The sequence below is a fragment of the Streptomyces narbonensis genome, assembly GCF_014649015.1.
In the GTDB taxonomy this organism is placed as follows: Bacteria; Actinomycetota; Actinomycetes; order Streptomycetales; family Streptomycetaceae; genus Streptomyces; species Streptomyces narbonensis.
Genome location: NZ_BMSF01000009.1, coordinates 148264 through 172749 on the forward strand (window position 1 = coordinate 148264; position 24486 = coordinate 172749).

General features: G+C 73.8%; 20 protein-coding genes. 10 read left to right on the forward strand and 10 right to left on the reverse strand.

Annotated features, from left to right (window positions below; all coding sequences use genetic code 11):
* Positions 1-24: 24 nt before the first annotated feature.
* From IE124_RS18880 to IE124_RS18900, 5 genes are all read right to left on the reverse strand, one after another.
* Entirely contained in the window at positions 25-516 is a 492-nt protein-coding gene (locus tag IE124_RS18880; RefSeq protein WP_189508969.1) for a flavin reductase family protein, read from the reverse strand.
* 1 nt (position 517) lies between these two features.
* Complete coding sequence (locus IE124_RS18885) at positions 518-2356, reverse strand: AMP-binding protein (protein ID WP_189508971.1); 1839 nt, start codon at positions 2354-2356, stop codon at positions 518-520.
* Positions 2353-3564 (reverse strand): acyl-CoA dehydrogenase family protein, encoded by a 1212-nt coding sequence (locus tag IE124_RS18890; protein ID WP_189508973.1) that lies wholly within the window; start codon positions 3562-3564, stop codon positions 2353-2355. Before IE124_RS18890 ends, IE124_RS18885 begins: the two co-directional genes overlap by 4 nt.
* Positions 3565-3609: 45 nt before the next feature.
* The gene (locus IE124_RS34955; RefSeq protein ID WP_229832581.1) at positions 3610-5124 is read right to left on the reverse strand and encodes an FAD-binding oxidoreductase; all 1515 of its coding nucleotides are present in this window, start codon (positions 5122-5124) and stop codon (positions 3610-3612) included.
* Positions 5125-5220: 96 nt separating this feature from the next.
* Positions 5221-5721 (reverse strand): flavin reductase family protein, encoded by a 501-nt coding sequence (locus IE124_RS18900; protein WP_189508975.1) that lies wholly within the window; start codon positions 5719-5721, stop codon positions 5221-5223.
* 269 nt (positions 5722-5990) lie between these two features.
* Here IE124_RS18900 and IE124_RS18905 point away from each other — a divergent pair, with 269 nt between their 5' ends.
* Entirely contained in the window at positions 5991-7079 is a 1089-nt protein-coding gene (locus IE124_RS18905; RefSeq protein ID WP_189508977.1) for a prephenate dehydrogenase, read from the forward strand.
* A gap of 88 nt (positions 7080-7167) precedes the next feature.
* Here the strand turns inward: IE124_RS18905 and IE124_RS18910 are convergent, their stop codons facing one another.
* Entirely contained in the window at positions 7168-8358 is a 1191-nt protein-coding gene (locus IE124_RS18910; RefSeq protein ID WP_189508979.1) for an LLM class flavin-dependent oxidoreductase, read from the reverse strand.
* Between the two features lie 342 nt (positions 8359-8700).
* Between IE124_RS18910 and IE124_RS18915 the strand changes: the two genes are divergently transcribed.
* Positions 8701-9300 carry an RNA polymerase sigma factor gene (locus tag IE124_RS18915; RefSeq protein ID WP_189508981.1) on the forward strand — a complete coding sequence of 200 codons (600 nt, stop codon included), beginning with the start codon at positions 8701-8703 and terminating at the stop codon, positions 9298-9300.
* Complete coding sequence (locus IE124_RS36010; RefSeq protein ID WP_370468781.1) at positions 9297-9722, forward strand: hypothetical protein; 426 nt, start codon at positions 9297-9299, stop codon at positions 9720-9722. Before IE124_RS18915 ends, IE124_RS36010 begins: the two co-directional genes overlap by 4 nt.
* Before the next feature lie 120 nt (positions 9723-9842).
* Here IE124_RS36010 and IE124_RS18925 read toward each other — a convergent pair whose 3' ends face one another.
* The gene (locus tag IE124_RS18925) at positions 9843-11171 is read right to left on the reverse strand and encodes a Fic family protein (protein ID WP_189509190.1); all 1329 of its coding nucleotides are present in this window, start codon (positions 11169-11171) and stop codon (positions 9843-9845) included.
* A 185-nt stretch (positions 11172-11356) separates the two neighbouring features.
* Between IE124_RS18925 and IE124_RS18930 the strand changes: the two genes are divergently transcribed.
* The 6 genes from IE124_RS18930 to IE124_RS18955 all read left to right on the forward strand — a co-directional run bounded on the left by IE124_RS18930 (position 11357) and on the right by IE124_RS18955 (position 20359).
* Complete coding sequence (locus IE124_RS18930) at positions 11357-13663, forward strand: ADP-ribosyltransferase domain-containing protein (protein ID WP_189508983.1); 2307 nt, start codon at positions 11357-11359, stop codon at positions 13661-13663.
* A gap of 212 nt (positions 13664-13875) precedes the next feature.
* The gene (gene lanL / locus IE124_RS18935) at positions 13876-16569 is read left to right on the forward strand and encodes a class IV lanthionine synthetase LanL (RefSeq protein WP_189508985.1); all 2694 of its coding nucleotides are present in this window, start codon (positions 13876-13878) and stop codon (positions 16567-16569) included.
* A 51-nt stretch (positions 16570-16620) separates the two neighbouring features.
* Positions 16621-16776, forward strand: coding sequence for a VenA family class IV lanthipeptide (locus IE124_RS18940; RefSeq protein ID WP_189508987.1), 156 nt, complete (start codon positions 16621-16623; stop codon positions 16774-16776).
* Positions 16777-16891: 115 nt separating this feature from the next.
* Positions 16892-17911, forward strand: coding sequence for an ATP-binding cassette domain-containing protein (locus tag IE124_RS18945; protein WP_189508989.1), 1020 nt, complete (start codon positions 16892-16894; stop codon positions 17909-17911).
* Positions 17908-18798, forward strand: coding sequence for an ABC transporter permease (locus tag IE124_RS18950; protein ID WP_189508992.1), 891 nt, complete (start codon positions 17908-17910; stop codon positions 18796-18798). The genes IE124_RS18945 and IE124_RS18950 overlap by 4 nt, the downstream gene beginning before the upstream one ends.
* A gap of 166 nt (positions 18799-18964) precedes the next feature.
* Entirely contained in the window at positions 18965-20359 is a 1395-nt protein-coding gene (locus IE124_RS18955; RefSeq protein ID WP_189508994.1) for a M1 family metallopeptidase, read from the forward strand.
* Positions 20360-20383: 24 nt separating this feature from the next.
* On the opposite strand, the gene IE124_RS18960 is transcribed toward IE124_RS18955, so the two are convergent.
* Positions 20384-21148: a response regulator transcription factor gene (locus tag IE124_RS18960; protein ID WP_189508996.1), complete on the reverse strand. Its 765-nt coding sequence runs from the start codon at positions 21146-21148 to the stop codon at positions 20384-20386.
* On the reverse strand, positions 21145-22443 hold the full coding sequence (locus IE124_RS18965; protein ID WP_189508998.1) for a sensor histidine kinase: 1299 nt from the start codon (positions 22441-22443) through the stop codon (positions 21145-21147). The genes IE124_RS18960 and IE124_RS18965 overlap by 4 nt, the downstream gene beginning before the upstream one ends.
* 180 nt (positions 22444-22623) lie before the next feature.
* Between IE124_RS18965 and IE124_RS18970 the strand changes: the two genes are divergently transcribed.
* Positions 22624-23799 carry a serine hydrolase domain-containing protein gene (locus IE124_RS18970; RefSeq protein WP_370468782.1) on the forward strand — a complete coding sequence of 392 codons (1176 nt, stop codon included), beginning with the start codon at positions 22624-22626 and terminating at the stop codon, positions 23797-23799.
* A 112-nt stretch (positions 23800-23911) separates the two neighbouring features.
* Here the strand turns inward: IE124_RS18970 and IE124_RS18975 are convergent, their stop codons facing one another.
* On the reverse strand, positions 23912-24412 hold the full coding sequence (locus IE124_RS18975; protein WP_189509000.1) for a GNAT family N-acetyltransferase: 501 nt from the start codon (positions 24410-24412) through the stop codon (positions 23912-23914).
* Between the last annotated feature and the right edge of the window lie 74 nt (positions 24413-24486).

A 24486-nucleotide genomic window follows, 5' to 3' on the forward strand; every position in this document is an offset into this window, starting at 1 on the left:
GGCCCACGGGAGCGGCGGCTCGGCTCAGGCTTCGGAGAGCGCGCGCGGGCCGCCGTTGACGAACACGAGCGGCGGCCGCCGGTACCGGCCGCCGGTGGCCAGTACCTCCCCGATCAGCACCGTGTGGTCGCCGGTGTCGTGGCGGTCGTAGAGGTTGCACTCGAGCCAGCCGGGGGCGTCGAGGACCAGCGCCCCGGTGCGCTCGCCGGGTGTGGCCGTGCAGGTGAGCAGGGCCCTGGCCCGGGTGTCCCGGTCGCCGTCCAGGGCCTCGGCCGTGTCGAGGCCGGCGACGTCGAGGATCGACACCGCCCAGACCTTGGCCGCGAGTAGGGTCGCGAGGACCTCGGAGTCGCGCGGGACCGCGAGGGAGACGAGCGGTGGGTCGAGGGAGACGGAGGTGAAGGAGCGGACGGCGACCGCATCGTGGCGCCGCCGGTCCCCCTCCTCCTCGTACGTGGTCACGACGCAGATGCCGGTGGCAAAAGTGCGCATGGTCGCGGTCAGGTCCAGGGACATGTCAGGCCTCTCGGTGGGGGAATCCTGCTGGGCTCGGTGCCGCGGGCGGACCGTCGGCGACGGCCGGGCGCCGGAGCTTTCCGGTGGCGGTCCTGGGCGAATCGGCCTGGTCCAGCACGTGGACGTGCACCGGGGCCGCTCCGAAGCGCCGCCGCACCCGCTCGCGTACCCGCTCCGCCGCCTCGTCCGGCGAGACTCCCGGCCGGGGCCGGAAGAGGACCGCGAGCCCGACGGGGCCCGAGGAGCTGCCCGCGCGGCCCGTACCACCTGCGGGGTTCGTACCGTCCGCCGCGAGCGGTCGGGCGATGGTGAAGGACGGCACCACGCAGGGGAGTTCCTCGACGGCGTCCTCGATCTCGTGGCCGTGCCACCGCCCGCCGCCGATGTCGATGATGCCGTCGGCCCGGCCGGTGACGGTGAGTTCGCCGTCCGCCACGAAGGCCAGGTCGTCGGTGACGAGCCAGCCGTCGGCCGAGAGCGGGGCCGGGCGAGCGACCCCGCCCACGAGGTACGTACGGGCGACCGGTTCCCCGGTGATCTGGAGCCGGCCCACGACCCCGGCCGGCACCACCCGCCCCGCCTCGTCCACGACCCGTACGGACACCCCGGGCTGCGGCTTCCCGACCGGCACATGGCGCCGGGGCGGTCCGTCGGCGGGGCGGAAGACGCCGTCGACGACACCGGAGGCCGTCTCCGGCATGCCCCACCCGGGATGCACGGCGGTGGCCGGCAGCCCGTGCGGGGCCAGCGCCCCGACGAACCGCCGGACGACGCGGTCCTTGACCGCCTCGCCGCCGTTCATCACGTACCGGAGGCGGCTCAGGTCCCAGGACCGGTCCCGTACCTCGGCGAGCCGGTCGACGAGGAGCGCGAGGACGCGGTTGGGCGCCCAGGTGGTGTCGATCCGCTCGGCCTCGGCCACGTCGAGCCAGCGCAGCGGGTCGGCGCGGACCCAGGCGGCGTCGGCGTGGACCTGGTGGCAGCCGAGGTAGACGTCCCGTACGTGGAACATGACGATCCCGCTGACGTGGTCGAGCGGCATCCGGTTGAGGCTGCGGGTGTCCGGGCCGAGGCCCCGCACGAGGGCGGTGCCGTGGGCCCGGGCGAGCACCTGGCGGTGGGTCAGTGGTACGGCCTTGGGCCGGCCGCCGCTGCCCGAGGTCAGGGTGAGCACCGCGGGATCGTCGGGCCGCGCCGAGAGCGGCTCGTGGGAACCGGCGGGTGGACGGGGGCCCTGACCGAGTGGTCGCAGCCCCTGCGGGGGCGGGCCGGGCGGCTCGTCGCCGAGCAGCCACGCCTCCCCGACGGCCCCGACCGCCTCGGCGAGCCCGGCGGCGCCGGAGCCGTACGACACGGGCAGCGGGACGAGCCCGCCGAGCACGCACGCCCAGAAGGCGGTGAGCAGGTCGCCGGTGCGGTTGGTGCGGATGATCACCCGCGCGCCGGGCCGCGCACCCGCGGCGGCGAGCTCCGCCGCCGTCCGTGCCGCGTCCGCGTACAGCTCGGCGTACGGTCTGCGGTCGGCCGTGCCCGCGCCGTCGATCACGACGACGCCGCGCGGGCCGCGCGCGGCTCGCCGCAGCGCCTCGCCGAGCGTGCCGACCGTCGGTGCCGTCAGCGGCCCGCCGCTCAGCTCGGCCCGGTCGGCCGGGCCCGCCGTCACCGCCCGGTCAGCCCGGTCCGCACGGTCCGCCAGGGCCGCCCGGTCCGCCGCGTCCGCCCGGTCCGCCGCGTCCGCCCGGTCCGTCAGGTCCATCCGGTCCGTCAGGTCCATCCGGTCCGTCGTGACCGCGGTGGCGGACGGGCCGCCGGCGGGCTGCGCGCGCGGGTGTCCGCTCATGCCACGATGCCCAGGCTGAAGGGGTTCGACGGGGTGCCGCCGAGCAGGTGCGCGCCGGCCGACTGGAGCACCTGGTCCTGGGCGATCACGTGCTGGCGCATCGTCGTCAGGTCGCGCAGCCAGCGGTCGAGCGGCGAGGGCCGGTAGACGGCCGTCGTCGCCACGAGGTCGTACAGCCTGCTGACGATGGCCCGGGCCACCCGGAAGGCGTTGACGCGTGCGAGGACGGTGTCCACCCGGTCGTCGCGGCCGATCTCGCCGCCCTTCTCCAGGATCTCGGCCTGCCTGCGCAGGCTGCCGTAGACGGCGTGCCGGGCGGCACCGAGTTCCATCTCCGACTCGGCGATCGCCATCTGTACGCGGTAGGTGTCGGCCCAGGGCGTGGCGGCGGCGCGGTCGGTCCGGCCGGCGGCCAGTTCCCGTACGTGGTCGAGCGCGGCCCTGGCCACGCCGAGCGGCACGCCGGGCATGTTGCGCAGGATCGCCTCCGCCGTGGAGTGCGGGCCCTCGACGCGCGGGGCGCCGAGGCTGAAGGAGTGCTCCTCGGGGACGAAGAGGTCCTTGGCCTGGTAGTCGTTGCTCCCGCTGCCCGCGAGGCCGGTGGTGTGCCAGGTGTCGAGGACCTCGAACGCGTCGCGGCGGGCCAGCATGATGCGCCAGTGCCGGGGCGAGCCGTCGGGCCCCTGCTCGGGGCGTCCGTCCCGGTGGACGAAGCAGCCGGCCACGACCCAGTCGGCGTGGGTGATGCCGCTGCCGAACCCCCAGCGGCCGGTGACCCGGTAGCCGCCGGGCACCCGCTCGGCGCGGCCGAGCGGCAGGATCAGTCCTGCGGTGATGGCGTCGGGGTCGCTGAGCTCCTCCCGGGCGACGGACTCGGGCAGGAACTGGGCGTAGAGGGGTGTGTCCATGCCGATCATGGCGCACCAGGCGGCGGAGGCGTCGCCGCGGGCGAGGGTCTCCACCACCTCCGTCTGCTGGACGGAGTCGAGGCCCGGGCCGCCCTGTTCGGTGGGCACGCCCATGCGGAAGACGCCCGCGTCGCGCAGCTTCTCCACGACCGCGTCGGGCAGCCTGCGGGCCCGCTCGATGTCGTCGGAGAGGCCCCGCAGCACCGGGACGAGGTCCTCGGCGCGCCTGAGGAGCTCCTCCGGGGTGGTCGGCCGGGCGGGGGCGGGACGCCGGGCGGCGACCTCCTGTGAAGTGACCATGTGCTGTAGTCCCCTGTCTCACTGGTGTCCGGTGGGCTTCCGCGGTCAGCGGTAACGTCCCGGCGCGATGGCGTTGTTGGGGTCGAGTACGGCTTTGAGCCGACGGGTCAGGGCGAGGGCTCCGGGGTCGGCGGCGAGGGCGTCGCGCCGGTGGGCGTGGTCGGCATCCAGCCGGTACGGTGCGAAGCCGGCGTCGGCGAACGACGTGTGGAGCACGTCCAGCGCGCGGTGGGCCCGCTCGGGTGCGTCCCCCTCGCGGGGGAACTTCATCGCCACCACGCAGTCGATGAGGTCGGGGCCGAGGAGATGGAGCGTCGCCGAGAGGCGGGTGCCGGTCGCGGCGGCCGCCTCCCTCAGCAGTCCGTCCGCGCGGGAGACGTCGGCTCCGGTGAACGGCAGCAGCGGCAGAAAGAAGACGAACCCGGTCTCCGCGTCGACGCGGTCCGCGGGCACGCCCATCTTGGCCCGGAAGAGGACGTCGGCGATGTCGGGGTCGCCGGCGTAGCCGCGCTCCACCAGCCGGGCGACCTCGTGGTTCGGGTGGCCGGGGTCGATCGCCTCGACCGCCGTGACCTGGGTGAAGAGGCCCGAGCGGCGGGCCTCGGCGGTCAGGATGCCGGTGAGGGCTTCGACGGCCTCGGCCGTGCCGTCGACGGGGAGGTGCACCAGGAACTCACCCTCGGAGCCGCCGTACGAGCGGGCCGCCGCCGGGTCGTAGATCCTCGGGACCCCCCGGGTGAGGCCCTGGGCGACCCAGCGGCGCACCGCGTCGGTCGCCGCGCCCAGCGCGGACTGCGGGAAGTCGAGCCGGACCACGCGCAGCGCCTCGGGCCGGGGGGCCAGCCGGATCACCGCGGCGGTGACCACGCCGAGGGAGGACTGGACGAAGAGCGGCAGCGGCGAAGGGCCCAGGCCGTGCGGGTAGACCGGTGCGGTGCGGCCTTCGGTGGGCCACCAGCCGACCCGTACGGTCTCGCCGTCCGGCAGCACCACCTCCAGGCCCGCGAGGTCGTCGGTGCGCTGGCCGCGCAGGCCGACGCCGCGGTCCAGGGCGTTACCGAGGACGCTGGTGGCGGCGGCGGAGACCGTGACGTTGACGAGGCGCGGGGTGTGGGCGAGGAGCCGGGAGAGGTGGCCCTGGGTGACCCCGGGCTCGACGACGGCCCAGCCGGCCTCCAGGTCGAGCTCGCGGACCCTGTCGAGGCCGCCGAGGTCGAGGACGACGACGTCGTCGTCGGCCGGTTCGCGGGAGCCCAGACCCCAGTTGCGGCCGGTGCTGACGACGTGGAGGCTGCCCGACTCGGGGTCGCCCGCGAAGAGTTCGACGAGTTCGGGGACCTGCTCGGCGGTGGCGGGCCGGAGCACGGCGGCGATCCGGCGGGCGCGGAAGAGACCGGCGTTGGGGCCGAGGAGGCGGGTCGCCCACTCGTCGCTCCCGGGGAGCGACATCCGGTCGTCGCCGAGGATGCGGGCGGCCGCGTCCAGCGCCTTGCGCAGTGCGGGGTTCACGGGGACGGGCGGGGCGGCGGGTTCGCCGGCGGCCCTGGACTGTTCGGTCATGGTGGTCTCCCTGGACGGACGGTGTGGGGCGCGCACCCCGGATGCGTCACGGAATGGCGCTACGCGGACGAGTACGGGGCCGGCATCGGGGCCCGGTCACGGACCGGTCGCCGGGGTGAGCGCCCCGTGCAGGAAGACGAGGGGGTCCTGCGGTGCGCGCACCCCGGTGGCCAGGACGGTGCCGATCACCATGAGGTGGTCGCCGACCGTGAACGAGTCGGCGAGCGCGCACTCCATCCAGCCGGGCCCGTCGAAGAGGAGGGATCCGGTGTGCGGCCCCGGTACGGCGGTCAGGGCGGCCAGCGCCTCGGTCCGGCTCTCCCGTGAGCCGGCGAGGCGGCGGGCGGTCTCCGCGCCGTCGGCGGCCAGGATCGACACGCCCCACCGCCCGGAGGCGAGGAGATCGGTGAGGAAGGCCGACCCGTGACGCAGGGAGAGCGACACGAGCGGGGGGTCGAAGGAGACGGGGACGAGCGAGTTGACCGTGATGGCGTCGTGGCGACGCCCGTCCGGGCCGCCGGGGGTCTCGGTCCAGGTGCTCACCACCCCGACGCCGGTGGCGAAGTGCCGCATCACCGTGCGCAGATCGAGTTCCACGGTGTTCCTCCTTCGTTCGCTGACGGCCCCTTGGCGACAGCAAGTTATGGGCCGCCGCCGGGCGACTGTGCTGTCCCCGCGCATGCGCTCTGTCGCGTTCGCGAATGCCCGAAGTGCGCTGATGCGGTACTTGCCGTGCGCGGTCGGCCGAGAATCGGCCACCCGGTTGCGGTCAGACTGCGAGCGTCGCGGAGGAGGAGCGGCCGGACCGGTGTTCCACCGGGGCCGGTGGCTCCCGCGCACCGACGAACCGGCCATGAGGGGGAACAGTGATTCGCACTGCGGCAGTCGTGGGGACCGGCACGTCCGTGGGACTCGCGCTGACCCGCCGCGGCGTGCACGTCCATCTGCTCGACGCCGACGAGTCGGCGGCGCGGGTGGCCGCGGCGCGCGGGGCCGGCGTCTTCGGCCCGCCTCCCGAACCGGTCGACCTGGCCGTCGTCGCCGTTCCGCCGACGCGGGTGGCGCAGGTGCTTGCCGACCAGCAGCGCCGTGCCCTCGCCCACGCCTACACGGATGTGGCGAGCGTCAAGTCGGCGACGGCGCTGGCCGTCTCGCACACGGGGGTGCACCGGCCGAGCTATGTGGGCGGCCATCCCATGGCGGGGAGCGAGCGGTCCGGTCCGCTGGCAGCCCGTGCCGGGCTCTTCGAGGGGCGCACCTGGGTCCTGACCCCCGGCCCCGAGACCTCCTCGGGCACGCTGAACCGGGTGCTCGCCGCCGTCGCGCTGTGTGGGGCCGTGCCCCTGGTGATGGAGCCGGGTGCGCACGACCGGGCGGTGGCCCTCGTCTCCCACGCGCCGCACCTCGTGGCGACGCTGATGGCGGCACGCCTCGGTGGGGCGTCCCGGGAGGCGCTCGCCCTGGCCGGGCAGGGGGTGCGGGACGTCATCCGGGTGGCAGGGGGCGCTCCGGCGCTGTGGACGGACATCGTCCGGTCCAACGGTCCGGCCATCGCGGAGATCCTCGGCGACCTGCGCAAGGACCTGGAGGCGCTGACCCGCGCGCTGAACGCCCTTGAGGTGTCGGGCCCGGAGTCGGAGGAGGCCCTGGCCTCGCTCGGCGACCTGCTGGAGCGGGGCCGGGAGGGCTGGGAGGCGGTGTACGAGCCCGGGGGCCGGGTCGCCGTGGAGCGCGTGACGCTGACGGTCCCGCTGGACGGCGGGCCCGGTGAGGTCGACCGGCTGATCGACGCGGCGGAGGTCTCGGGCATCGACGCGGACGGCATCAGGCTGAGTTGGTCCGACGAGGACACGGAGCTCTCGGCCCTGCTCGCGGCGCCCGTCCCCACGGCCGAGGCGGTCCGCCGCCGGCTCGCGGACGACGGCTGGCGGGTGACGGTGGCGGCGGGGTCCTGAGCGGTTCCCGTTCCGTTTCGCACGCGGCGGGACCGCGACGCCGGGCCGCCGTACCGGCCCGGCGTCGTCGTGTCCGCCCGCCCGTCGCTCAATCCGCCGTCGCTCGGTCCGCCGACCTTCGGTCCGTCGCCGCTCGGTCCGTCGCCGAAAGGTCCGTCGACCTTCCGTCCGTCGCCGCTCGGTCCGCCGTCGCTCGGTCCGCCGTCGCTACGTCGGCCGGCAACCCGTAGGCGTCGGCTATGAGTTCGTAGGAGCGTACGCGGAAGTCGGGGCCGTGCGCGTTCATGGCGAGCATCAGCTCGTCGGCGCCGGTCCGCTTCTGGAGCTCGTCCAGGCCGGCCCTGACCTCGTCGGCCGTGCCGTACAGGGCGTTGTCGAGCCAGGTGCCGAGGACCGCCCGCTCCTGCTCGGTGAAGACGTGACGGTCGGCCTCCTCGGGTGTCGGGACCAGCCCCGGACGGCCGCTTCGCAGCCGTACCGTGGCGAGCGCCCCGGTGAGCGCCTGCCGCCGCGCCTCGTCGGCGTCGTCCCCGGCGAAGGCGAAGACGCCGAGCGCGACGTACGGCTCGGCCAGGGTCTCGGACGGCCGGAAGCTCGACCGGTAGAGCTCCAGGGCCGGGAGCGTGTTGCGCGCGGAGAAGTGGTGGGCGAAGGCGAACGGCAGGCCCAACCGGCCGGCGAGGCGGGCGGAGAAGCCCGAGGAGCCGAGCAGCCACACCTGCGGCTGTCCCACCTCGCCCTGTACGGGGCCGGGCACGGCGTGGATGCGTCGGTAGGGGTGCCCGTCGGGGAAGTCGTCGCGGAGGAAGCGGATGAGCTCGGCCACCTCGGCCGGGAAGTCGTCGCTCTCCGCTCCGCCGGCCCGCCGCAGTGCCGCCGCGGTGGCTCCGTCGGTGCCGGGCGCACGGCCGAGGCCGAGGTCGATGCGCCCCGGCGCGAGCGCCTCCAGGGTGCCGAACTGCTCGGCGACCACGAGAGGGGCGTGGTTGGGGAGCATCACTCCGCCGGAGCCGAGTCGGAGGGTGCTGGTCCGGGCCGCAAGGTGGGCGAGGATGACGGCCGGGCTGCTGCTGGAGATGCCCGGCATGGAGTGGTGTTCGGCCACCCAGTACCGGTGCAGGCCGCGGGCCTCGGCCAGTCGGGCCAGCCGCACCGAGGCCTGGAGCGCCTCCCGGGCCGTGGTGCCCTCGCCGACGGCCGCGAGGTCGAGTACGGACAGCGGGACGGGGGCGGACCCCCGGGCCGTGCCACGGATGAATTCGCTCTGGGACGCAGTCATGCCCGCGAGAACGGCCGGCCGTCGCCCAACATTCCCAACCCACTCAGTAGGGAATGAAGTTTGGCCGAACACCCACGTGGAGGGGCCGGTCCGCCCGTCTTGCGGAAGTGAGCGGAGACGAGGTGAATCCTTTCCGGTCCTCCCCGACTCCTATGTGCGTGTACCGGCCGCACGGGCCGGTACGAAACAGGAGGAGACGGCCATGATGGTCACCGCACTCGTCGTACTCGGAGTCGTGCTCGTGGGCGCGTGCAGCTGGCACCTGACGCGCCGCTACCGGAGCCGGGGCTGACCGGCCCCCGCGCCACGGGCCACCCGCCGAGCATGAGTTATGAGTAGGACATGAACCGACGCTTCACCTGGCCGGACGAGCGGCTGATCAAGGCCGCCCAGGACGGCGACGTCAACTCTCTGACCACCGTCGTCGTGCAGTCGCAACCGCACGTGCGCAAGTTCGCCCTGTCGCTGTGCGCCTCCCCGCAGGACGCGGAGGACGCCGCACAGGAGGCGCTGATCATCCTCTACCGGAAGATCGGCACCCTGCGGGCGACGGGCGCGCTCGCCTCCTGGATGTTCCGGATCGTCCGGAACGAATGTCTCCGGCAGGTACGGCTGCTCGCCGCGCGCCGCGAAGGGGCGCCGGACGAACCGGAGGCGCCCGAGGGGCCGTCCGCCGAGGAGTCGGTGCTGCACAGGCTGGAGGTGGAGCGGATCGCCGCCGCGGTCGGCGCCCTCCCCCGTGAGCAGCGGCAGGTGCTGATCATGCGGGACATCCAGGGCCTGCCGGGCAGGACCGTCGCGGACGCGCTCGGCCTGAGCGGCGCGGCGATGAAGTCCCGCCTGCACAGGGCCCGCACGAATCTGCGCCACTCCCTGGCGACGACCGGCCATGCGACCGGTCCCGCCGCCGACCCACCAGTGGGAGGAGACCCACGACCGTGAAGACCCTGAACGCCGTGAAGACACTGAACACCGTGAAGGCACCGGACGCAGTGGAGACACCGGATGCCGTGAAGCCGGTGGACGCCGTGGACCCGGGGCAGGCCGCGCACCCCGCGTATCCCGCGCGCAGCAGGCGCTCGGCCCCTCCCGAGAGGAACTTCGCGAGCAGGTCCGTCCCGCGTCATCTGGCGCGCGGCGCCATCGGCTTCGGGCTGATCATCGGCTCGCTCGCCCTGGTGCCGGTCGCCGGCCCTGCCACCCTGCTGGCGGCCCCGCTGGCTCTGATCGCCTTCCGCGGCTGCCCCACCTGCTGGCTGGTGGGGCTGGCGCAGACCGTCTCGCGCGGCCGCCTGGAGCGTCAGTGCGAGGACGGCGTCTGCACCATCGCCAAGGCACAGCCGACGGCGAAGTCCGCGGAGTAGGCACCGACACGACACACGAGGGGATCCGGCGCCCGGTGGCGCCGGGTCCCCTCGCGCCGTTCGGCGGTGTGCCGAAGCACGAGCTGCCGGCCATGGCCATCAGTGCCTTCATGCCCACTGTCAGGAGTCATGGGATGCGGTGTCGCGTCGGGTCTTCGCGAGGTGGATGCCGATGTACCGGATGAGGATCAGCGCGTCCTGCGGCTCGTCGGCCTGGAAGCTGACGCGACGCAGCAGGCTGACTCCGTCGAGCATGACGCCCTCGCGGGCGAGCACGAAGACGAGGGCGAGGAGAGCGGACCGGGCGTTGCCGTCGTCGAAGGGATGGAAGAAGCACACGTCGAGATAGGCACGTGCGGCACGGGCGATGAGGGGAACGGGCCGATCGGCGTGGCGCTCGCTCTCGGACAGGCAGGCGTCGAGGCGGGCTCGGGTGCCCGGGCCGATGCCGTAACGTTCCCTGCCCCCCTTGGCGAAGGCCGGCAGGTCGCGGAACGGCGGCGGCTGCGGCGTGCCCAACACATGCTGCTGCCAGCGCCGGAGCAGCTCGAAGTCGAAGACGGCGCCGCGCGCCGCGTCGCTCCGCAACAGGTCCAGGGCGGTGAGCAGGCCCCGTGCGCGGGCGGGATCCACGGCCGCATCGAAGGTGCGTATGTCCGCCGTCACGCCGTCGCGCGACGGAACCACCGGTTCGTCCCCACCGCCGTCCGGAACGTCCTGCCATGGCACTGTCTCGCGCACCGCGAGCCAGCGCTCGAGGTGGTCCGGCGCGGGTCCGCCGGACCGTGCGCCGTCGTCCGGCCGCAGCGACAGCGCGAGTCGCTCCGCGACGTCGTCGACCAGCACGATGTCGGGGCCGGTCCAGCTCGCGAACCGCCCGCCGATCGCCTCTTCGACCAGCTCTTGCGCGAGGTCGGTGTCGACACCCCAGCGGCTGAGGAACCAGGTGAGCACTTGACTGCAGTGTCCGTGCCAACCGCTGCCGCAGCCCGTGCGGTCGGTCACCTGAAGGATCAGGTTCCGGGCGGCACGCTCCCAGAGGATCCGCTGGTCCTCGATGCACGCCAGGTCCAGCGGGTACGCGTCGAGCCACCCGGCGAGGGTCTCCAGCCACTCGCGCCATTCGCGCAGTGCCGCGACGACACGGGCGAGCGTCTCCTCCGGTGTGGTGATCGAGTCCCGGGGGCAGCACCAGTTCCCGACGGGTCCTCCGTCGAAGTCGCCTTCGTCGTGCGACCAGCGCCAGCCCACCGTCCAGCGGCCGTAGTGCTCGGCGAGTGCGTGCGACATGGCGTCGGCCCAGGGATCCCCCTCGCCCGAGCTCCAGGCATGCATCGCCAGGTCACCGAAGGGGATGTCCGGGCGGCTGGGTACCCTCCGGGCGGGCCCGAGCGACCGCACCACCTGCGGTGCCGACGCGCTGTCGAAGAAATGGCGCGCGGGATCCACCTCGTCCCAGGTCAGAAATCGGGGAGCCCGCTCGACAATCACCACGCAAGCCTGCGCGTCGCCCCGGCCGTGGCTCAAGCGAATTACCGCGCCGGCGAACTGCCGCGCTTCGGCTCAGGCGGCGTTGTCAGTGGGCGGTTGTAGCTTCGGAGACGTTCGAGAGCGTGTGCGAGAGAGGTGGATTCGTGGGTGCCGAGCGTGCGTTGAAGGTCGTTCTGGTCGATGTGAACGACGAGGTGGTGGCGGCATGGCGCTCCGCCTTCGCGGACACGCCCGAGGTCGACATCCGGCAGGGCTCCCTCCTCGATGTGGAGGTCGACGCCTGGGTGTCCCCGACCAACGCCCGGGGCCGGATGGACGGCGGCGTCGACGCGCTCGTGAAGCGCCGGCTGGGCGCCGGGATCCAGGTGCGGGTGCAGCGGGCGATCCGCGAGCGGTTCGGCGGGAGTCTGCCGGTGGGAAGCGCGGTGTGCGTCCCCTCGGGGGCGGCCGTGCCGCGGTATCTGATCTCGACGCCGACCATGCGGGAGTCCTCGCAGAACGTCAGCGACACCGTGAACGTGGCGCTGGCGTGCGCGGCCGCGTTCCAGGCGGTGCACCTGCAGAACCGGGCGAAGCCCGGCAGCATCCGGTCCGTGGCGCTCGTCGGGCTGGGTGCGCGGACCGGGCGGGTGCCGGCGACGGTGTGCGCCAATCTGATGTGGACGGGCTACACCCTGTTCCACGACCACGGGTTCGCGGACTACGACGAGTTGCGGGCGGCGGTGCTCGGGCAGCTCGACGACATCGAGGGCGCGGGGCCGGCGCAGCGGGTGCGGATCAGCGTCCCGGCCGCGGGCGGGCCGGTGCCCGCGCCGACGGGTGTCTCCGCCGGGGACCCGCTGGGGCTGACCGAGCTGTTCGCCGGGGGCGGGGAACCGTGGCTGCCGTTGCTGGGTCCGGTGATCGAGGCGCAGCACGGAGCCGCCGGCTTCATCGGTCCGAAGCGGAGTCCCGAGGTCGTTCCGGTACGTGAGCTGACGTTCCAGGCGCTGAAGCCGCATCCGCCGCAGAAGTGGAAGGTCGTCGCCTTCGGGCAGAACCCGTATCCGAGGCCGGAGAGCGCGACCGGCATCGCGATGTTCGACAACACCTTCGGCGACTGGAAGGACAGCCAGTTCGGCCGGGTGGTCAGCATGCGCTGCCTCATCAAGGCGGCCGCGATGTGGAAGTACGGCATCGCGAAGAAGACGCCGATCGCCGACATCCGGGCCCTGTTGAAGAAGGAGGACACGGTCCAGCCGCCGGAGTGGTTCCAGGCGATGCTCACCCAGGGCGTGCTCCTGCTGAACGCCTCTCTGACGGCGAGTGCGGACGGGGCGGTGCCGACCGACCGGCACACGGCGTTCTGGCGGCCCGTGGCCGAGCAGATCGTCGAGGAGATCCTCCGGGCGAAGCAGAGCGGCCCGGAGGAGGACCGCGGTGTGGTGTTCGCCTGGTGGGGTGCCCATGCCCGCAGTCTGAAGAGCGTCGTCCAGCGGCTGGAGAAGAAGTATCCGGGGGTCGAGGTCCGGCACCTGGACCACGCGAACCCGGCGGCGCAGGGCGACATCTTCTGCGAGGGCGACCACTTCGCCCGGGTGAACGACGCCCTGGCGGCGGTGGGTGCGGAGCCGGTCGACTGGCTGCCGCGCAAGGGCTGGGACCAGGACGCGGGCGGCGCGGGCGGGGCAGCCGGCGGCGGTGGCGTCTCGGAGAGGATGGGCGCCTTCATCGCGTCGACGATGGAGCTGCACCAGCTGTACCTGGAGCGGCTGACGAGCGTCAAGGACGAGGGGCTCGTCCTGCCGCCGATCACCGGGGTGTTCGACACGCCGGTGATGGACTTCCGTAAGGCCGTCGAGCCGGTGTCCCAGGTCCTCGCGAACCTGGACCGGCACATCGAGCGGTCGAGCCGGTTCGCGGAGGCCAAGGTCGCGGAGGCCGAGGCGGCCGCCGGGGCGGCGGGCGGGCCGTCCGGGGAGGGGCTGTCCGCCGACGCGATCTCGGCGCTGTACCTGTACACGTGCGAGTCGGCCTTCTACCGCGAGATCAACGCCGTGCTGCGCTCCCCGGACCGGGAGCGGCTGGTGCCGTATCTGCCGTACCTGCGCCTGCTGTTCTCGGCGGTGGCGGGGTTGCCGGCGCGGACGGAGCCGTTGTGGCGTGGTGTGGCGCTGGACCTGCGGTCCCAGTACCCGCTGGGGCGGACGGTGACGTGGTGGGGCGTGTCCTCGTGCACGTCCGAGCTGAGCGTGGCCCGGGCGTTCCTCGGCAGCCGTGGCAGGAGGACCTTGTTCGAGGTGACGCCGGCGCGTGCGGTGGGGATCCGGCGGTTCTCCGCGTTCACGGGCGAGGAGGAGTATCTCCTCGCGCCGGGCACCCAGTTGAAGGTGACGGAGGTGACGGCGGAGCGCGGCGGCCTGTGCACGGTGCGGCTGACCGAGCTGGGCGGACAGGGGCTGGTGTCCTGACGCCGGGTGCGTAAGGCCGGTTCCGCGCCGGGTAGTCGACTCCCGGCGGGGCCGGCGCCGTGCGCCGCCGGCCGCGCCGGGCGCGCTCTTCGAGGCCTCCACGAGCGTCGTGCGCTCGCCGGATCAAGTGAATCCGGTGGGCTGTGCGTTGGTCCGCCGAAATCGCCGGGCACCTTCCGACCAGCGGTACTCACCGTTGAGAGGGACAGCCAATGACGAGCGACGTCACCGGAGTTGATCTGGAAGGCCTTCTCGGCCAGGCCCTGCGCGCCACGGATGGCGAGGCGCGCTGGACGGCCGATTCGGACGAGATGTGGTGCCGTGTCGCGCCCCGGAGCAGGGCGCGGCGCGAGCAGGGGTGGAAGCTGCACCTGTCGGCGACGGCCGCCTCGGCGGCGACGGTCCTCGGCAAGGCCCTCGAGGTGCTGCTGCGGGAGGATTCGGGATTCAAGTTCGCCCGGTCGCTGGAGCAGGTGAGTGCGCTCAACTCCCGTGCCACGCCCAGGGGAAGCTCCGGGAAGTTCCTCACCGTCTACCCGGGCTCCGACGCCGACGCGGCGCGGCTCGCCCGGGACCTGCACCGGGCCACCGCGGGGCTGGCCGGTCCGCGGATCCTGTCCGACCAGCCGTACGCCGCGCACTCCCTGGTGCACTACCGGTACGGCTCCTTCGTCGGCCGCCGGAGACTGTCGGACGACGGCCTGCTGGTGTGGTTCATCGAGGACCCCGACGGCAATCCCGTCGAGGACCGGCGCACCGGCCGGTACTCTCCGCCCTCCTGGGCGGTCTCCCCCTTCCCCGTCTCGGTGCCCGCCCCGTCCCGGCCCGCGCGCACGGCGGAGGACGCGGCCGGCGGTCCGGTGGTGCTGGGCGGTCGATTCGCCGTGCGGGAGGCGATCCGGCACACGAACAAGGGCGGCGTCTACCGGGGCAGCGACGTCCGTACGGGCGACCTCGTGGTGATCAAGGAGGCCCGGCCGCACGTGGAGGCCGATGCCTCCGGCCGCGACGTGCGCGACTGGCTGCGCGCCGAGGCCCGCACGCTGGAGAAGCTCAGGGGTACGGGGCTGGCCCCGGAGCCGCTGGCGCTGTTCGAGCACGGCGGGCACCTGTTCCTGGCCCAGGACGAGGTGCCGGGGGTGACCCTGCGCACCTGGGTCGCCGAGCACTTCCGGGACGCCGGAGCCGAGCGCTACCGCGCCGACGCCCTCGCGCAGGTCGCACGCCTCGTGGACCTGGTCGCGGCGGCCCACGCGCACGGCTGCGTCCTGCGGGACTTCACCCCGGGCAACATCATGGTCCGCCCGGACGGAGAGCTGCGCCTCATCGACCTGGAGCTCGCCGTCCTGGACGACGCGACCGCGCTGCCGACCCGCGTCGGAACGCCCGGTTTCAGCGCCCCCGAACGGTTGTCCGACGCGCCCGTCCGGCCGACGGCCGACTACTACAGCCTCGGCGCCACCGCGTGTTTCGTCCTGGCGGGGAAGGTGCCCCACCTGCTGCCCGACGAGCCCGCCGACAGGCCTCCCGAGCAGCGGCTCGCCGCCTGGCTGGCCGCGTGCACCCGGCCGCTCGGGCTGCCCTCCGGTCTCGCCGAGCTGGTCCTCGGGCTGATGAAGGACGACCCCGCCGAGCGGTGGGACCCCGCCCGGGCGCGCGAGGCTCTCCGCGGGGCGCACCTGGTGCGGCCGGGAAGCCGCACCGCCCACCGGGCGGCGCGGGACGACGAAGCCCTCGATCCGGTGGCCGGGATCGTGGACCACCTCGTCGACTCGATGACCCCGGCGGACGACCGGCGGCTGTGGCCCGTGTCCACCACGGCCGGGGAGAGCGACCCGTGCACGGTGCAGCAGGGCGCGGCCGGTGTCCTGGCCGTACTGACGCGGTACGGGGAACTCACCGGCGACGCGCGCCTGCCCGGCCTGATCTCCACGGCGGGCCGCTGGATCGCGGACCGCACCGATCCGCGCTCGGCTCCGCGCCCCGGCCTGCACTTCGGAGGCCGTGGCACCGCATGGGCGCTGTACGAAGCCGGGCGGGCCGTCGACGACCGCCGGCTCACGGACCACGCGCTGGCACTGGCGCTGGCCCCGCAGCAGGTGACGCCCCATCACGACATCACCCACGGGACCGCGGGCAGCGGGCTCGCCGCTCTCCACCTGTGGCACCGCACCGGCGATGCGCGCTTCGCCGAGCTGGCCGTCGACGCGGCCGACCGGCTGACCGCCGCCGCACAACGCGACGCGACGGCGGTGAGCTGGCCGGTGCCCGGCGAGGCCGATCCCGCCGAAGCAGGTTCCTCGGAGGCCGGCAAGCGCTACCTCGGCTTCGCGCACGGCCTGGCCGGCATCGGCTGCTTCCTCCTCGCCGCCTCGGCCGTCTCACGGCGCCCGGAGCACAGGGAGCTGGCCGTGGCGGCCGGCGAGCACCTGCTGGCCGAAGCCGTACTCGTCGGCGAAGCCGCCCAGTGGCCGGCCCAGGCGTCGGACCTGCCGACGGCCCCGTACTGGTGCCACGGTTCCGCGGGCATCGGGACCTTCCTCGTCCGGCTGTGGCAGGCGACCGGTGACGACAGGTTCGGCGACCTCGCCCGCCGCAGTACACGCGCCGTCATGGAACGCGCCTCCCGCGCCGCCCTCACCCAGTGCCACGGTCTCGCGGGCAACGGCGACTTCCTCCTCGACATGGCCGACGCCACGGGCGACCCCGTCTACCGGGCCATGGCCGCGGACCTGGCGCGCATCGTCCTCGGCGAGCGGGCCCACCGGAACGGCCACGTGGTCTTCCCCAACGAGTACGGGGACGTCTCGACCGGCTGGAGCGACGGATCGGCCGGAATCCTGGCCTTCCTCGTACGGCTCCGGCACAACGGCTCCCGGCACTGGACGGTCCAGGTACCGGGCTGAACGGCGGAAAGCCCGCCGTTCGAGCAACCCTCAGGAAAGAAGGAGCACCTCATGGAGAACAACGACCTCGAACTGCTGGCCCGGCTCCACGCTCTTCCGGAGACCGATCCCGTCGGCGTCGACGGAGTGGCCTTCGGCGCGACGTGCGAGTGCGTCGGCCTGCTGACCCTCCTCAACACCGTCTGTGTCGGCATCAGCTGCGCCTAGGACAGTCGGCACCGTCCGGCCGGCGGCTGTCCCGGGACAGCCGCCGGCCGGAGTGACGGCCCGGTGGACCGCGTGGCACGTCACGCCCCGGGCCGCGAAGAGAGGACCGGACCACATGCAGTCATCCACGGGCGACAAGGGCCCCACCCGCACGCCCCGCGCTCCCGAGCCCGTCCACGCCGTCAGCACGCGCGGCCTGGTCAAGAGCTACCCGGGCCCGCGGGGCACCACCACCCACGCCGTACGCGGCCTGGACCTGGACGTGCCTCAGGGCGAGACCTTCGCCTTCCTCGGCCCCAACGGCGCGGGGAAGTCCACCACCATCGCCCTGCTCTGCGCCCTGGCCCGCCCCACCTCCGGTCACGCCACGGTCGCGGGGGCGGACGTGCTCGCCCGGCCCCACCTGGTACGGCGCCACGTCGGCATGCTCTTCCAGCACAGCACGCTGGACGCGGACCTCACGGCCGAACAGAACCTCCGCATCCACGCGCGCCTCTACGGACTCCCCCGACGCCAGGCCCGGCTGCGTACGACGGAGGTGCTGGAGACGGCCGGGCTCACCGACCGGCGGCGCTCCCCCGTACGGACCCTGTCGGGCGGCATGCGGCGGCGGCTGGAGATCGCCCGGGCCCTGCTGCACTCCCCCCGGGTGCTGTTCCTCGACGAGCCGACGACCGGTCTCGACCCGCACGCCCGCGCCGAGGTCTGGGACCAGCTGCGCGCACTGCGCGACCGGCACGGCAACACGCTCTTCGTCACCACCCACTACCTGGAGGAGGCGGAGAACTGCGACCGCATCGGCATCATCGACCACGGCCGCCTGGTGGCACAGGGAACACCCCTCGCGCTGAAGGCGGCGATCGGGGACGACCGGGTGGTGCTGCGCACCAGCGACGACCCGACGGCACACGGGGTGGTGTGCGGGATCGCTCCGCAGGACCGCGCCGTGACGGCGGACACGGACGGCATCAGCCTGCGCGTACCGGACGGCAGCGCCTGGATCCCCCGCTTCTGCACGGCACTTGAGCGTGCAGGCATCGCCGTCCACACCGCCTCCGCGTCCCGTCCCACGCTCGACGACGTCTTCTTCCACCACACCGGTCGCAGCCTCCACACGGCGGGCGGCGGCCGATGACCACATCCGCGCTGCGGGCAGCGGACGCGAAGGACGCCCCCGGCACCTCCGACTCCGGCTCCGGCTCCGGCTCCGGACGGGCGGCCCGGCTGCGCCTCGAACTCCGCGCCGTCCACGCCCTCGTCCACCGTGACCTGCTGCGACTGGCCGGCCAGCGCGTCCACACCGCGCTGCTGCTGCTCCACCCCGTGCTCTACCTCCTCGTCCTCGGTGGCGGGCTGGCGGCCCTCATCCCCCGCTCGTCCCTGGGCGTCGACTACCGGACGTACCTCTTCCCGGGCATGCTGATGATGACGGTGCAGACGCCGGCCGTCATGGTCGGCATCCGGCTGATCACCGACCGGGAGAGCGGCTACCTGCGCGAGCTCCTCATGGCTCCGGTCGGCCGCTCGACCCTCCTCCTGGGGAAGTGCGCCGGCGGCACCCTGGCCGCCACGGTCCAGGGAGCCGTACTGCTCGGCCTCGCCGGTGTGGTCGGACTGCCCTACGATCCGCTCCTCCTGGCCACGCTCCTGGCCGGGATGGTCCTGGCGTCGTTCACCATCACCGCCCTGGCCCTCGCCCTCGCCGTGACGCTCCGCAGGGCGGAGACGTTCCACACGCTCCTCGGGGTGGTGATGATGCCGCTGCTGTTCCTCTCCGGCGGATTCTTCCCTCTGGACGCACTGCCCGGCTGGGCCGGCACGCTGGCCGGCGCCAATCCCCTGGCCTACGCGGTGGACCTCCTCCGCCGCTGCGTCGCCCACCACGTGCCCGGCGGGCACGGCACCCCCGGCATCGCGTGGGCAGGCCGGCAGCCCCCGCTCCTCCTCGAAGCCGCCCTTCTCCTGACGAGCGGCGTCCTGGCCCTGCTGTGGGCGGCGCGCCGCTTCAGCCGCCCGGAGTGACCGACCGACCAACCGACCGACCACCCCTGTCACCCCGTCACCCCAGCTACCCCTCCCACCCCCGTCACCCCGTCACCCCGTCACCCCAGCTACCCCTCCCACCCCTGACGCCCCACCGTCCCCGGAACTCTCCCGTCCGTGCGACGGGCGCCCTAGCGTGCTTGTCATGACCTCGATCAGGTACTGGCGTGCGCCGCTGCTCGCCCTCGCGGCCGTCCTGCTGCTCGTCCCCCACCCCGCCTCGGCACGGGACCCCGGCAGCTCCCCCGCCCCCGTGCCGGCCGCGGCGACCCCGGACCGGCCGTCGTACGACGTGAAGCTGCGCGGCGACGCGGACGGCTCGCACTGGACCGGCCGCCAGACGGTCTCCTTCCGCAACGCCGCCCGCACTCCCCTTCGTTCGGTCGACGTACGCCTCTGGGGGAACGGCACCTACGGCTGCGGCGCCCCGGACAAGCCGTCTCCGGTCCAGGTCGGCCGAGTCGAGGGCGGCACTCCGGGACCGCTCACCGTCGACTGCACCGCGCTGCGGATCGACCTGCCCGCGCCGCTGCCGTACGGGGCGCGGGCGCGCGTCTCCTTCGACGTCGCCATCACCGTCCCGGACCGCGTCCACCGCTTCGGCAGGGACGGCGCCCACCGCTACCTCGGCAACGCCCTGCCCCTCCTGTCCGTCCGCGACGCTCAGGGCCGGCACCTCGACCCGGACGTCGGCTTCGGCGAGAGCTTCTACACCCTGGCCGGTGACTTCCGGGTCGTCCTCGACCATCCCGAGGCGCTCGTCGTCCCCGCGACGGGCACCACCACCCGGCGCGCGGGCGCACCCGGCCGCACGGTCAGCACCAGCGTCGCGCGCGGGGTGCGGGACTTCGTGTGGGCGGCGGGCCCCTTCCGTTCGAAGACGGTGACCACTCCCGGCGGGGTCCGGCTGAACGCGTACTGGACCGCCTCCACGCCCGCCGAGGGCGTCGCCCTCGACCTGCGGAACGCCGTCGCCTCGGTCGACGAGTTCGGGAAGCGGTTCGGACGTTACCCGTACGGCGAGCTGGACCTCGTCATGAGCGACGCCCTCGACGACTTCGGGAGCATGGAGTTCCCGGGACTCGTCCTGCTGTGGACCGAACCGGAGGGCTCGGCCGTCGTCCACGAGATCGCCCACCAATGGTTCTACGGCATCGTGGGCAACGACCAGTTCGCGGCGCCCTGGCTCGACGAGTCCTTCGCCCAGTACGCGACCGAGCTGTACTACGGGGACCCCACGGCCACCTGCTGGGAGGACCAGGGGATGTGGCCCAGCGAGACGGCCGCCCTCACCCGCTCCATGGCCTACTACGCGGACGGCCACCGCACGGAGTTCTTCCGCGTCGTCTACCCGCGCGGCGCCTGTGCCCTGCACGACCTGGAACGCGAACTGGGCGGACCGGCGATGGCCTCGATGCTGCGCGGCTACGTGCGGGACCACTGGCTGGGCGTCGCCACCACCGCCGCCTTCAAGCGCGCGGCCCAGGCCGCCACGGCGAAGGACCTCGGACCGTTCTGGAGGGAGCACAGGATCCTCTGACGGACGACCGGGGCCGGCGCCGCCTCAGCCGGTGAACCCCGGCACCACCAGACCGGACTCGTACGCGATCACCACCGCGTGAGTCCGGTTCTGGGCGCCGAGCTTGGTCAGCACGTTCCCGACGTGCGTCTTCACCGTCTCCAGGCTCACCGTGAGGGACCCGGCGATCTCCGGGTTGGAAAGGCCCGTGGCCATCAGCCGCAGCACCTCCTCCTCCCGCACCGTCAGCGCGGCCCGCGGCAGCGCCTCGGCGGAGTCCAGGGGCCGGGCGGCGACCATCCGGCGCAGGGTCGCAGGGAAGAGGATCGCCTCCCCCGCGGCGACGATCCGTACGGCCTCCGCGATCTGCCGGACCGGGAGCCGCTTGAGGACGAAGCCGCTCGCGCCCGCGCTCAGGGCGGCGGTGACGTAGTCGTCGTTCTCGAAGGTCGTGATCACCACGACCTTCGGCCGCGCACCCGACGTGGTCGTCCCCGCCTCGGAGACGAGTTCGCGGGTCGCCTCGATGCCGTTGCGACGGGGCATCCGTACGTCCATCAGGACCACGTCCGGACACAGCCGCCGCGCCTCCTCGACCGCCTCGACGCCGTCGGCCGCCTCCCCGATCACCGTGATCCCCGACTGTGCCGCGAGCAGGGTGCGCAGCCCGCTGCGGGTCACCTCGTCGTCGTCCGCGACGAGGAGGGTGACGGGGGTGTCCGCCGTGACCGGTGAGCCCGTCGCGCCGGGTCGTTCCGCCGTGGCAGGTGTACCCGTCTCGGCGCCCGCGCTCGCCTCGGAGCCGTTCACACCGACACCCGTACGGGCAGCCTGACGGCCAGCCGCCAGTGTCGCGGCCCGGCGGGCCCGGCCTCGAACTCGCCGTGCAGCAGCCGCACGCGCTCGGCGAGACCGGGCAGACCGTGCCCGGACGTGCGGAAGGCACCCCGGCCCGTCCCCGTACTCGTACCGTCGTCGATCACGTTCACCACACCGAGCTCCAGTTCCTCCGTCGTCACCGCCACCCGGACCTCGACGGGCCCGCCCCCGCCGTGCCGCACGGCGTTCGTCAGCCCTTCCTGGAGGATCCGGTAGGCCGCTCGGGAGAGCGTCCCCCGCACCCTCGTCGGCTCCCCGGAGAGATCCAGCTCCACCACGGCGCCCGTGTGCCGCAGGCGGTCGAGCAGTTCGGGCAGGTCGGCCAGGGTGCGGGTGGGCGCCGGCTCGGCCGGTGCCGTCCCGGTCTCCTTCTCGCGCAGCACACCCAGGACGTAGTCCAGGTCTTCGAGCGCTGCCCGGGCCGACTCCTCGATGCTGCGCAGGGTGGCGCGCGCCGCCGCCGGGTCGGCGGCGATGAGCTCACCCGCGACCGCGGCCTGGATCGTGGTCGTCGTCAGGGTGTGCCCGATGGAGTCGTGCAACTCGTGGGCGAGCCGGTTGCGTTCGGCGAGGCGCAGTTCCCGTTCGGCCGCCAGCGCGAGCCGTTCGGCCGACGACGGCCCGAGCAGCCGGGGCGCCGACCACCGCAGGGCCTTCGTCACCCCCGCGCACACGGTCGCCGCCAGCAGCAGGCAGCAGAGCCCCGCCAGCCAGCTCTCCCAGCCGCCCGTGACCCGCACCGACCGCCCGAAGAGGCTCAGCCCTGCCTCGGCGCCGAGCCATCCCCCGGGCAGCGTCAGGCCGGCGAACAGCAGCACACCGCTCGCCAGGGCCCCCGTCCACCCCAGCGTCACGTGCAGCACGAGCCACAGAGGGGTCCGCCAGCGGTCGGCGCGCGGCGCGACGAACGCCCGGCCCGTCCCGGCGCCGGCCGGAATCGTGGACGTCCGTACGGCGGCGGCGTCGGGCAGCGCCACGCCCAGGAGCCGACGGGCGGACAGGATGAGCACCCGCCGCGTGGTGCGGGCCAGCCCGACGAGGCCGATCAGCACCGACCAGACGAGCAGCACGACGACGAGCCGCACGCCCTCGGAGGCGGACCGCCAGGCCAGCGCGGGCAACAGCGCGAAGGACAGCAGGGGAAGGCTCGCCAGAACACCGGCGTAGGCGAACAGCGCACCCACGTACGTGGAACGGCTCAGCAGCGGCCGCAGTCCCTTGATCATGATCAGCCAGTATGTACGGGCGTTCGGCGGGCGGCCTCCCCCGATCGGGGGAAGAACTTCTCCCTCCGTACCGCGATGCGCTCCTGAGCCCCCGAAATCCATGATCGTGTCCTGCCCGGTCGACGGGTGGCGCGGCGGGAAGCGCCGCGCGATTCCACACGGTTCCCAGGGAGTTGACTCATGCACGAGCAGACGTGGCGCGGTCCTCGTTCCGTCGAGCGACGGCGGCGGGGCGGCCGGCGCGGGGCCATTGCGGCCGCGGCGGCGATGACCATCGCCCTCATGACGGCGGGCGCACCGGCACCGGCTTCGGCTTCGGCGGCCGCCGCGCCCCGGCCCGACAGCGTCCAGCAGGGCCTGAACGCGCTGGTGCGGGACGGCCAGCCGGCCGCGCTGGCGAGCGTCGCGGACCGGGAAGGCCGGACCCGTACGTACACGGCGGGGGTCGGGGACCTGGCGACCGGCGCGAAGGTGCCGAGGGACGGCCAGGTGCGGATCGGCAGCAACACGAAGACGTTCACCGCGGTGGTCGTGCTGCAGCTGGTCGGCGAGGGCAGGATCGCCCTCGACGCCAAGGTCGACACCTACCTCCCGGGCCTCGTACGGGGCAAGGGCGTCGACGGCCGCCGCATCACCGTCCGCCAACTCCTCCAGCACACCAGTGGCATTCCCGAGTACGGGGCGCACATCAGCGACGAGGACATGAGGGACCGGTACTTCGAGCCCCGCGACCTCGTCGACATCGCGCTCGAGGACGAGGCCGAGTTCGCTCCCGGGGAGAAGTGGGGCTACAGCAATACGAACTACGTCCTGGCCGGCCTGATCGTCCAGAAGGTCACCGGCCGCCCCCTCGCGGAGGAGATGGACCGGCGCATCATGCAGCGCCTCGGCCTGCGCCACACGTACTTCCCCGCGCCGGGCGACAAGACGATCCGGGAACCGCATCCGAAGGGGTACGCGAGGAGTTCGGCCGGCTCGACGCCGCGCGACTTCACGGAGGTCGACCCGTCGGCGGGCTGGGCGGCGGGCCAGCTGATCTCCACCAACTCCGACCTCAACCGCTTCTTCACCGCGCTCCTCGACGGCCGCCTCCTCCCGGCGGCCCAGCTCGCCCAGATGCGGACGACCGTCCCGGTCGGGGACACCGGCAGCCACTACGGACTGGGGCTGATGAGCAGGCAGTTGTCGTGCGGAGGCGTCTACTGGGGCCACGGCGGCGACCTCGTGGGATACGAGACCCGGGGCGGCGTCACGGACGACGGCCGCGCCGTCAACGTCGCGGTGACGAGCATCCCCCCGGACGAGGCGGGCATGAAGGGCGTCCAGAAGGTCGTGGACACGGCCTTCTGCCGCTGACTTCTGCCGCTGAGCAGGAGGACACCCGGCCCGGAGCGACCTGAAGACGTTCCGGGGAGGCCCGTCGGAGGTGCTCCGGAGATGCTCGGGAGGGGATGGTTCCGGATGTCGTCTAGCCGCGTCGTCCCGGGACGTCCAGGACCATCGTGTCCGAGCCGCCCTGGCGCCCGGCCCGGACGAATCCGAGGGACGTGTAGAGGCGCGCGGCGGGGTTGCCGTCCTCGACGCTGAGACTGATCCGGGTGACGGGCCCGGCCTGCTCGGCGGCGGCCCTGATCAGCGCCTCCATGAGCGAACGGCCGAGCCCACGGCCGCGGTGCGCGGGCAGCACGCCGAGGGTCAGCTCGGGGACGTCCGCCGCGACGAAGCCGTACCCGGGCCGGTCCTCGGGCAGGCACCGCGCCCAGGCCGCGCCGACCGGTTCGCCGTCCCCGGTCTCGGCGACGACCCCGAAGTCGCCGCCGCGGGGCCAGTCGGCGACGTATCGCTCGGCGTGCGGGTCGGCGGCGAGCTGCTCGGCCGTGAACCGCTGCTCGCCGTTCCAGTTGTACGCCTCCTGCAGGATGCGCCGGAGGAAGCCGGCGTCGCGGGCGGTGGCGGGGCGGACGGGCACGGGCGGTCTCCGGGGCGGGGGCGGGGCGCGAGCGGCGCTGGACCGGCCGACGGTAGACCGCCGTCGGCAAGGAC

What these genes read in the sequence shown, in the direction of transcription:
- IE124_RS18910 (WP_189508979.1), bottom strand. Translation starts at nt 8,358, where the DNA reads ATGACTGCGTCCCAGAGCGAATTCATCCGTGGCACGGCCCGGGGGTCC.
- IE124_RS18885 (WP_189508971.1), bottom strand. Translation starts at nt 2,356, where the DNA reads ATGAGCGGACACCCGCGCGCGCAGCCCGCCGGCGGCCCGTCCGCCACC.
- lanL (WP_189508985.1), top strand. Translation starts at nt 13,876, where the DNA reads ATGACGAGCGACGTCACCGGAGTTGATCTGGAAGGCCTTCTCGGCCAG.
- IE124_RS18970 (WP_370468782.1), top strand. Translation starts at nt 22,624, where the DNA reads ATGCACGAGCAGACGTGGCGCGGTCCTCGTTCCGTCGAGCGACGGCGG.
- IE124_RS34955 (WP_229832581.1), bottom strand. Translation starts at nt 5,124, where the DNA reads ATGACCGAACAGTCCAGGGCCGCCGGCGAACCCGCCGCCCCGCCCGTC.
- IE124_RS18915 (WP_189508981.1), top strand. Translation starts at nt 8,701, where the DNA reads ATGAACCGACGCTTCACCTGGCCGGACGAGCGGCTGATCAAGGCCGCC.
- IE124_RS18950 (WP_189508992.1), top strand. Translation starts at nt 17,908, where the DNA reads ATGACCACATCCGCGCTGCGGGCAGCGGACGCGAAGGACGCCCCCGGC.
- IE124_RS18880 (WP_189508969.1), bottom strand. Translation starts at nt 516, where the DNA reads ATGTCCCTGGACCTGACCGCGACCATGCGCACTTTTGCCACCGGCATC.
- IE124_RS18940 (WP_189508987.1), top strand. Translation starts at nt 16,621, where the DNA reads ATGGAGAACAACGACCTCGAACTGCTGGCCCGGCTCCACGCTCTTCCG.
- IE124_RS18965 (WP_189508998.1), bottom strand. Translation starts at nt 22,443, where the DNA reads ATGATCAAGGGACTGCGGCCGCTGCTGAGCCGTTCCACGTACGTGGGT.
- IE124_RS18890 (WP_189508973.1), bottom strand. Translation starts at nt 3,564, where the DNA reads ATGGTCACTTCACAGGAGGTCGCCGCCCGGCGTCCCGCCCCCGCCCGG.
- IE124_RS18955 (WP_189508994.1), top strand. Translation starts at nt 18,965, where the DNA reads ATGACCTCGATCAGGTACTGGCGTGCGCCGCTGCTCGCCCTCGCGGCC.
- IE124_RS18945 (WP_189508989.1), top strand. Translation starts at nt 16,892, where the DNA reads ATGCAGTCATCCACGGGCGACAAGGGCCCCACCCGCACGCCCCGCGCT.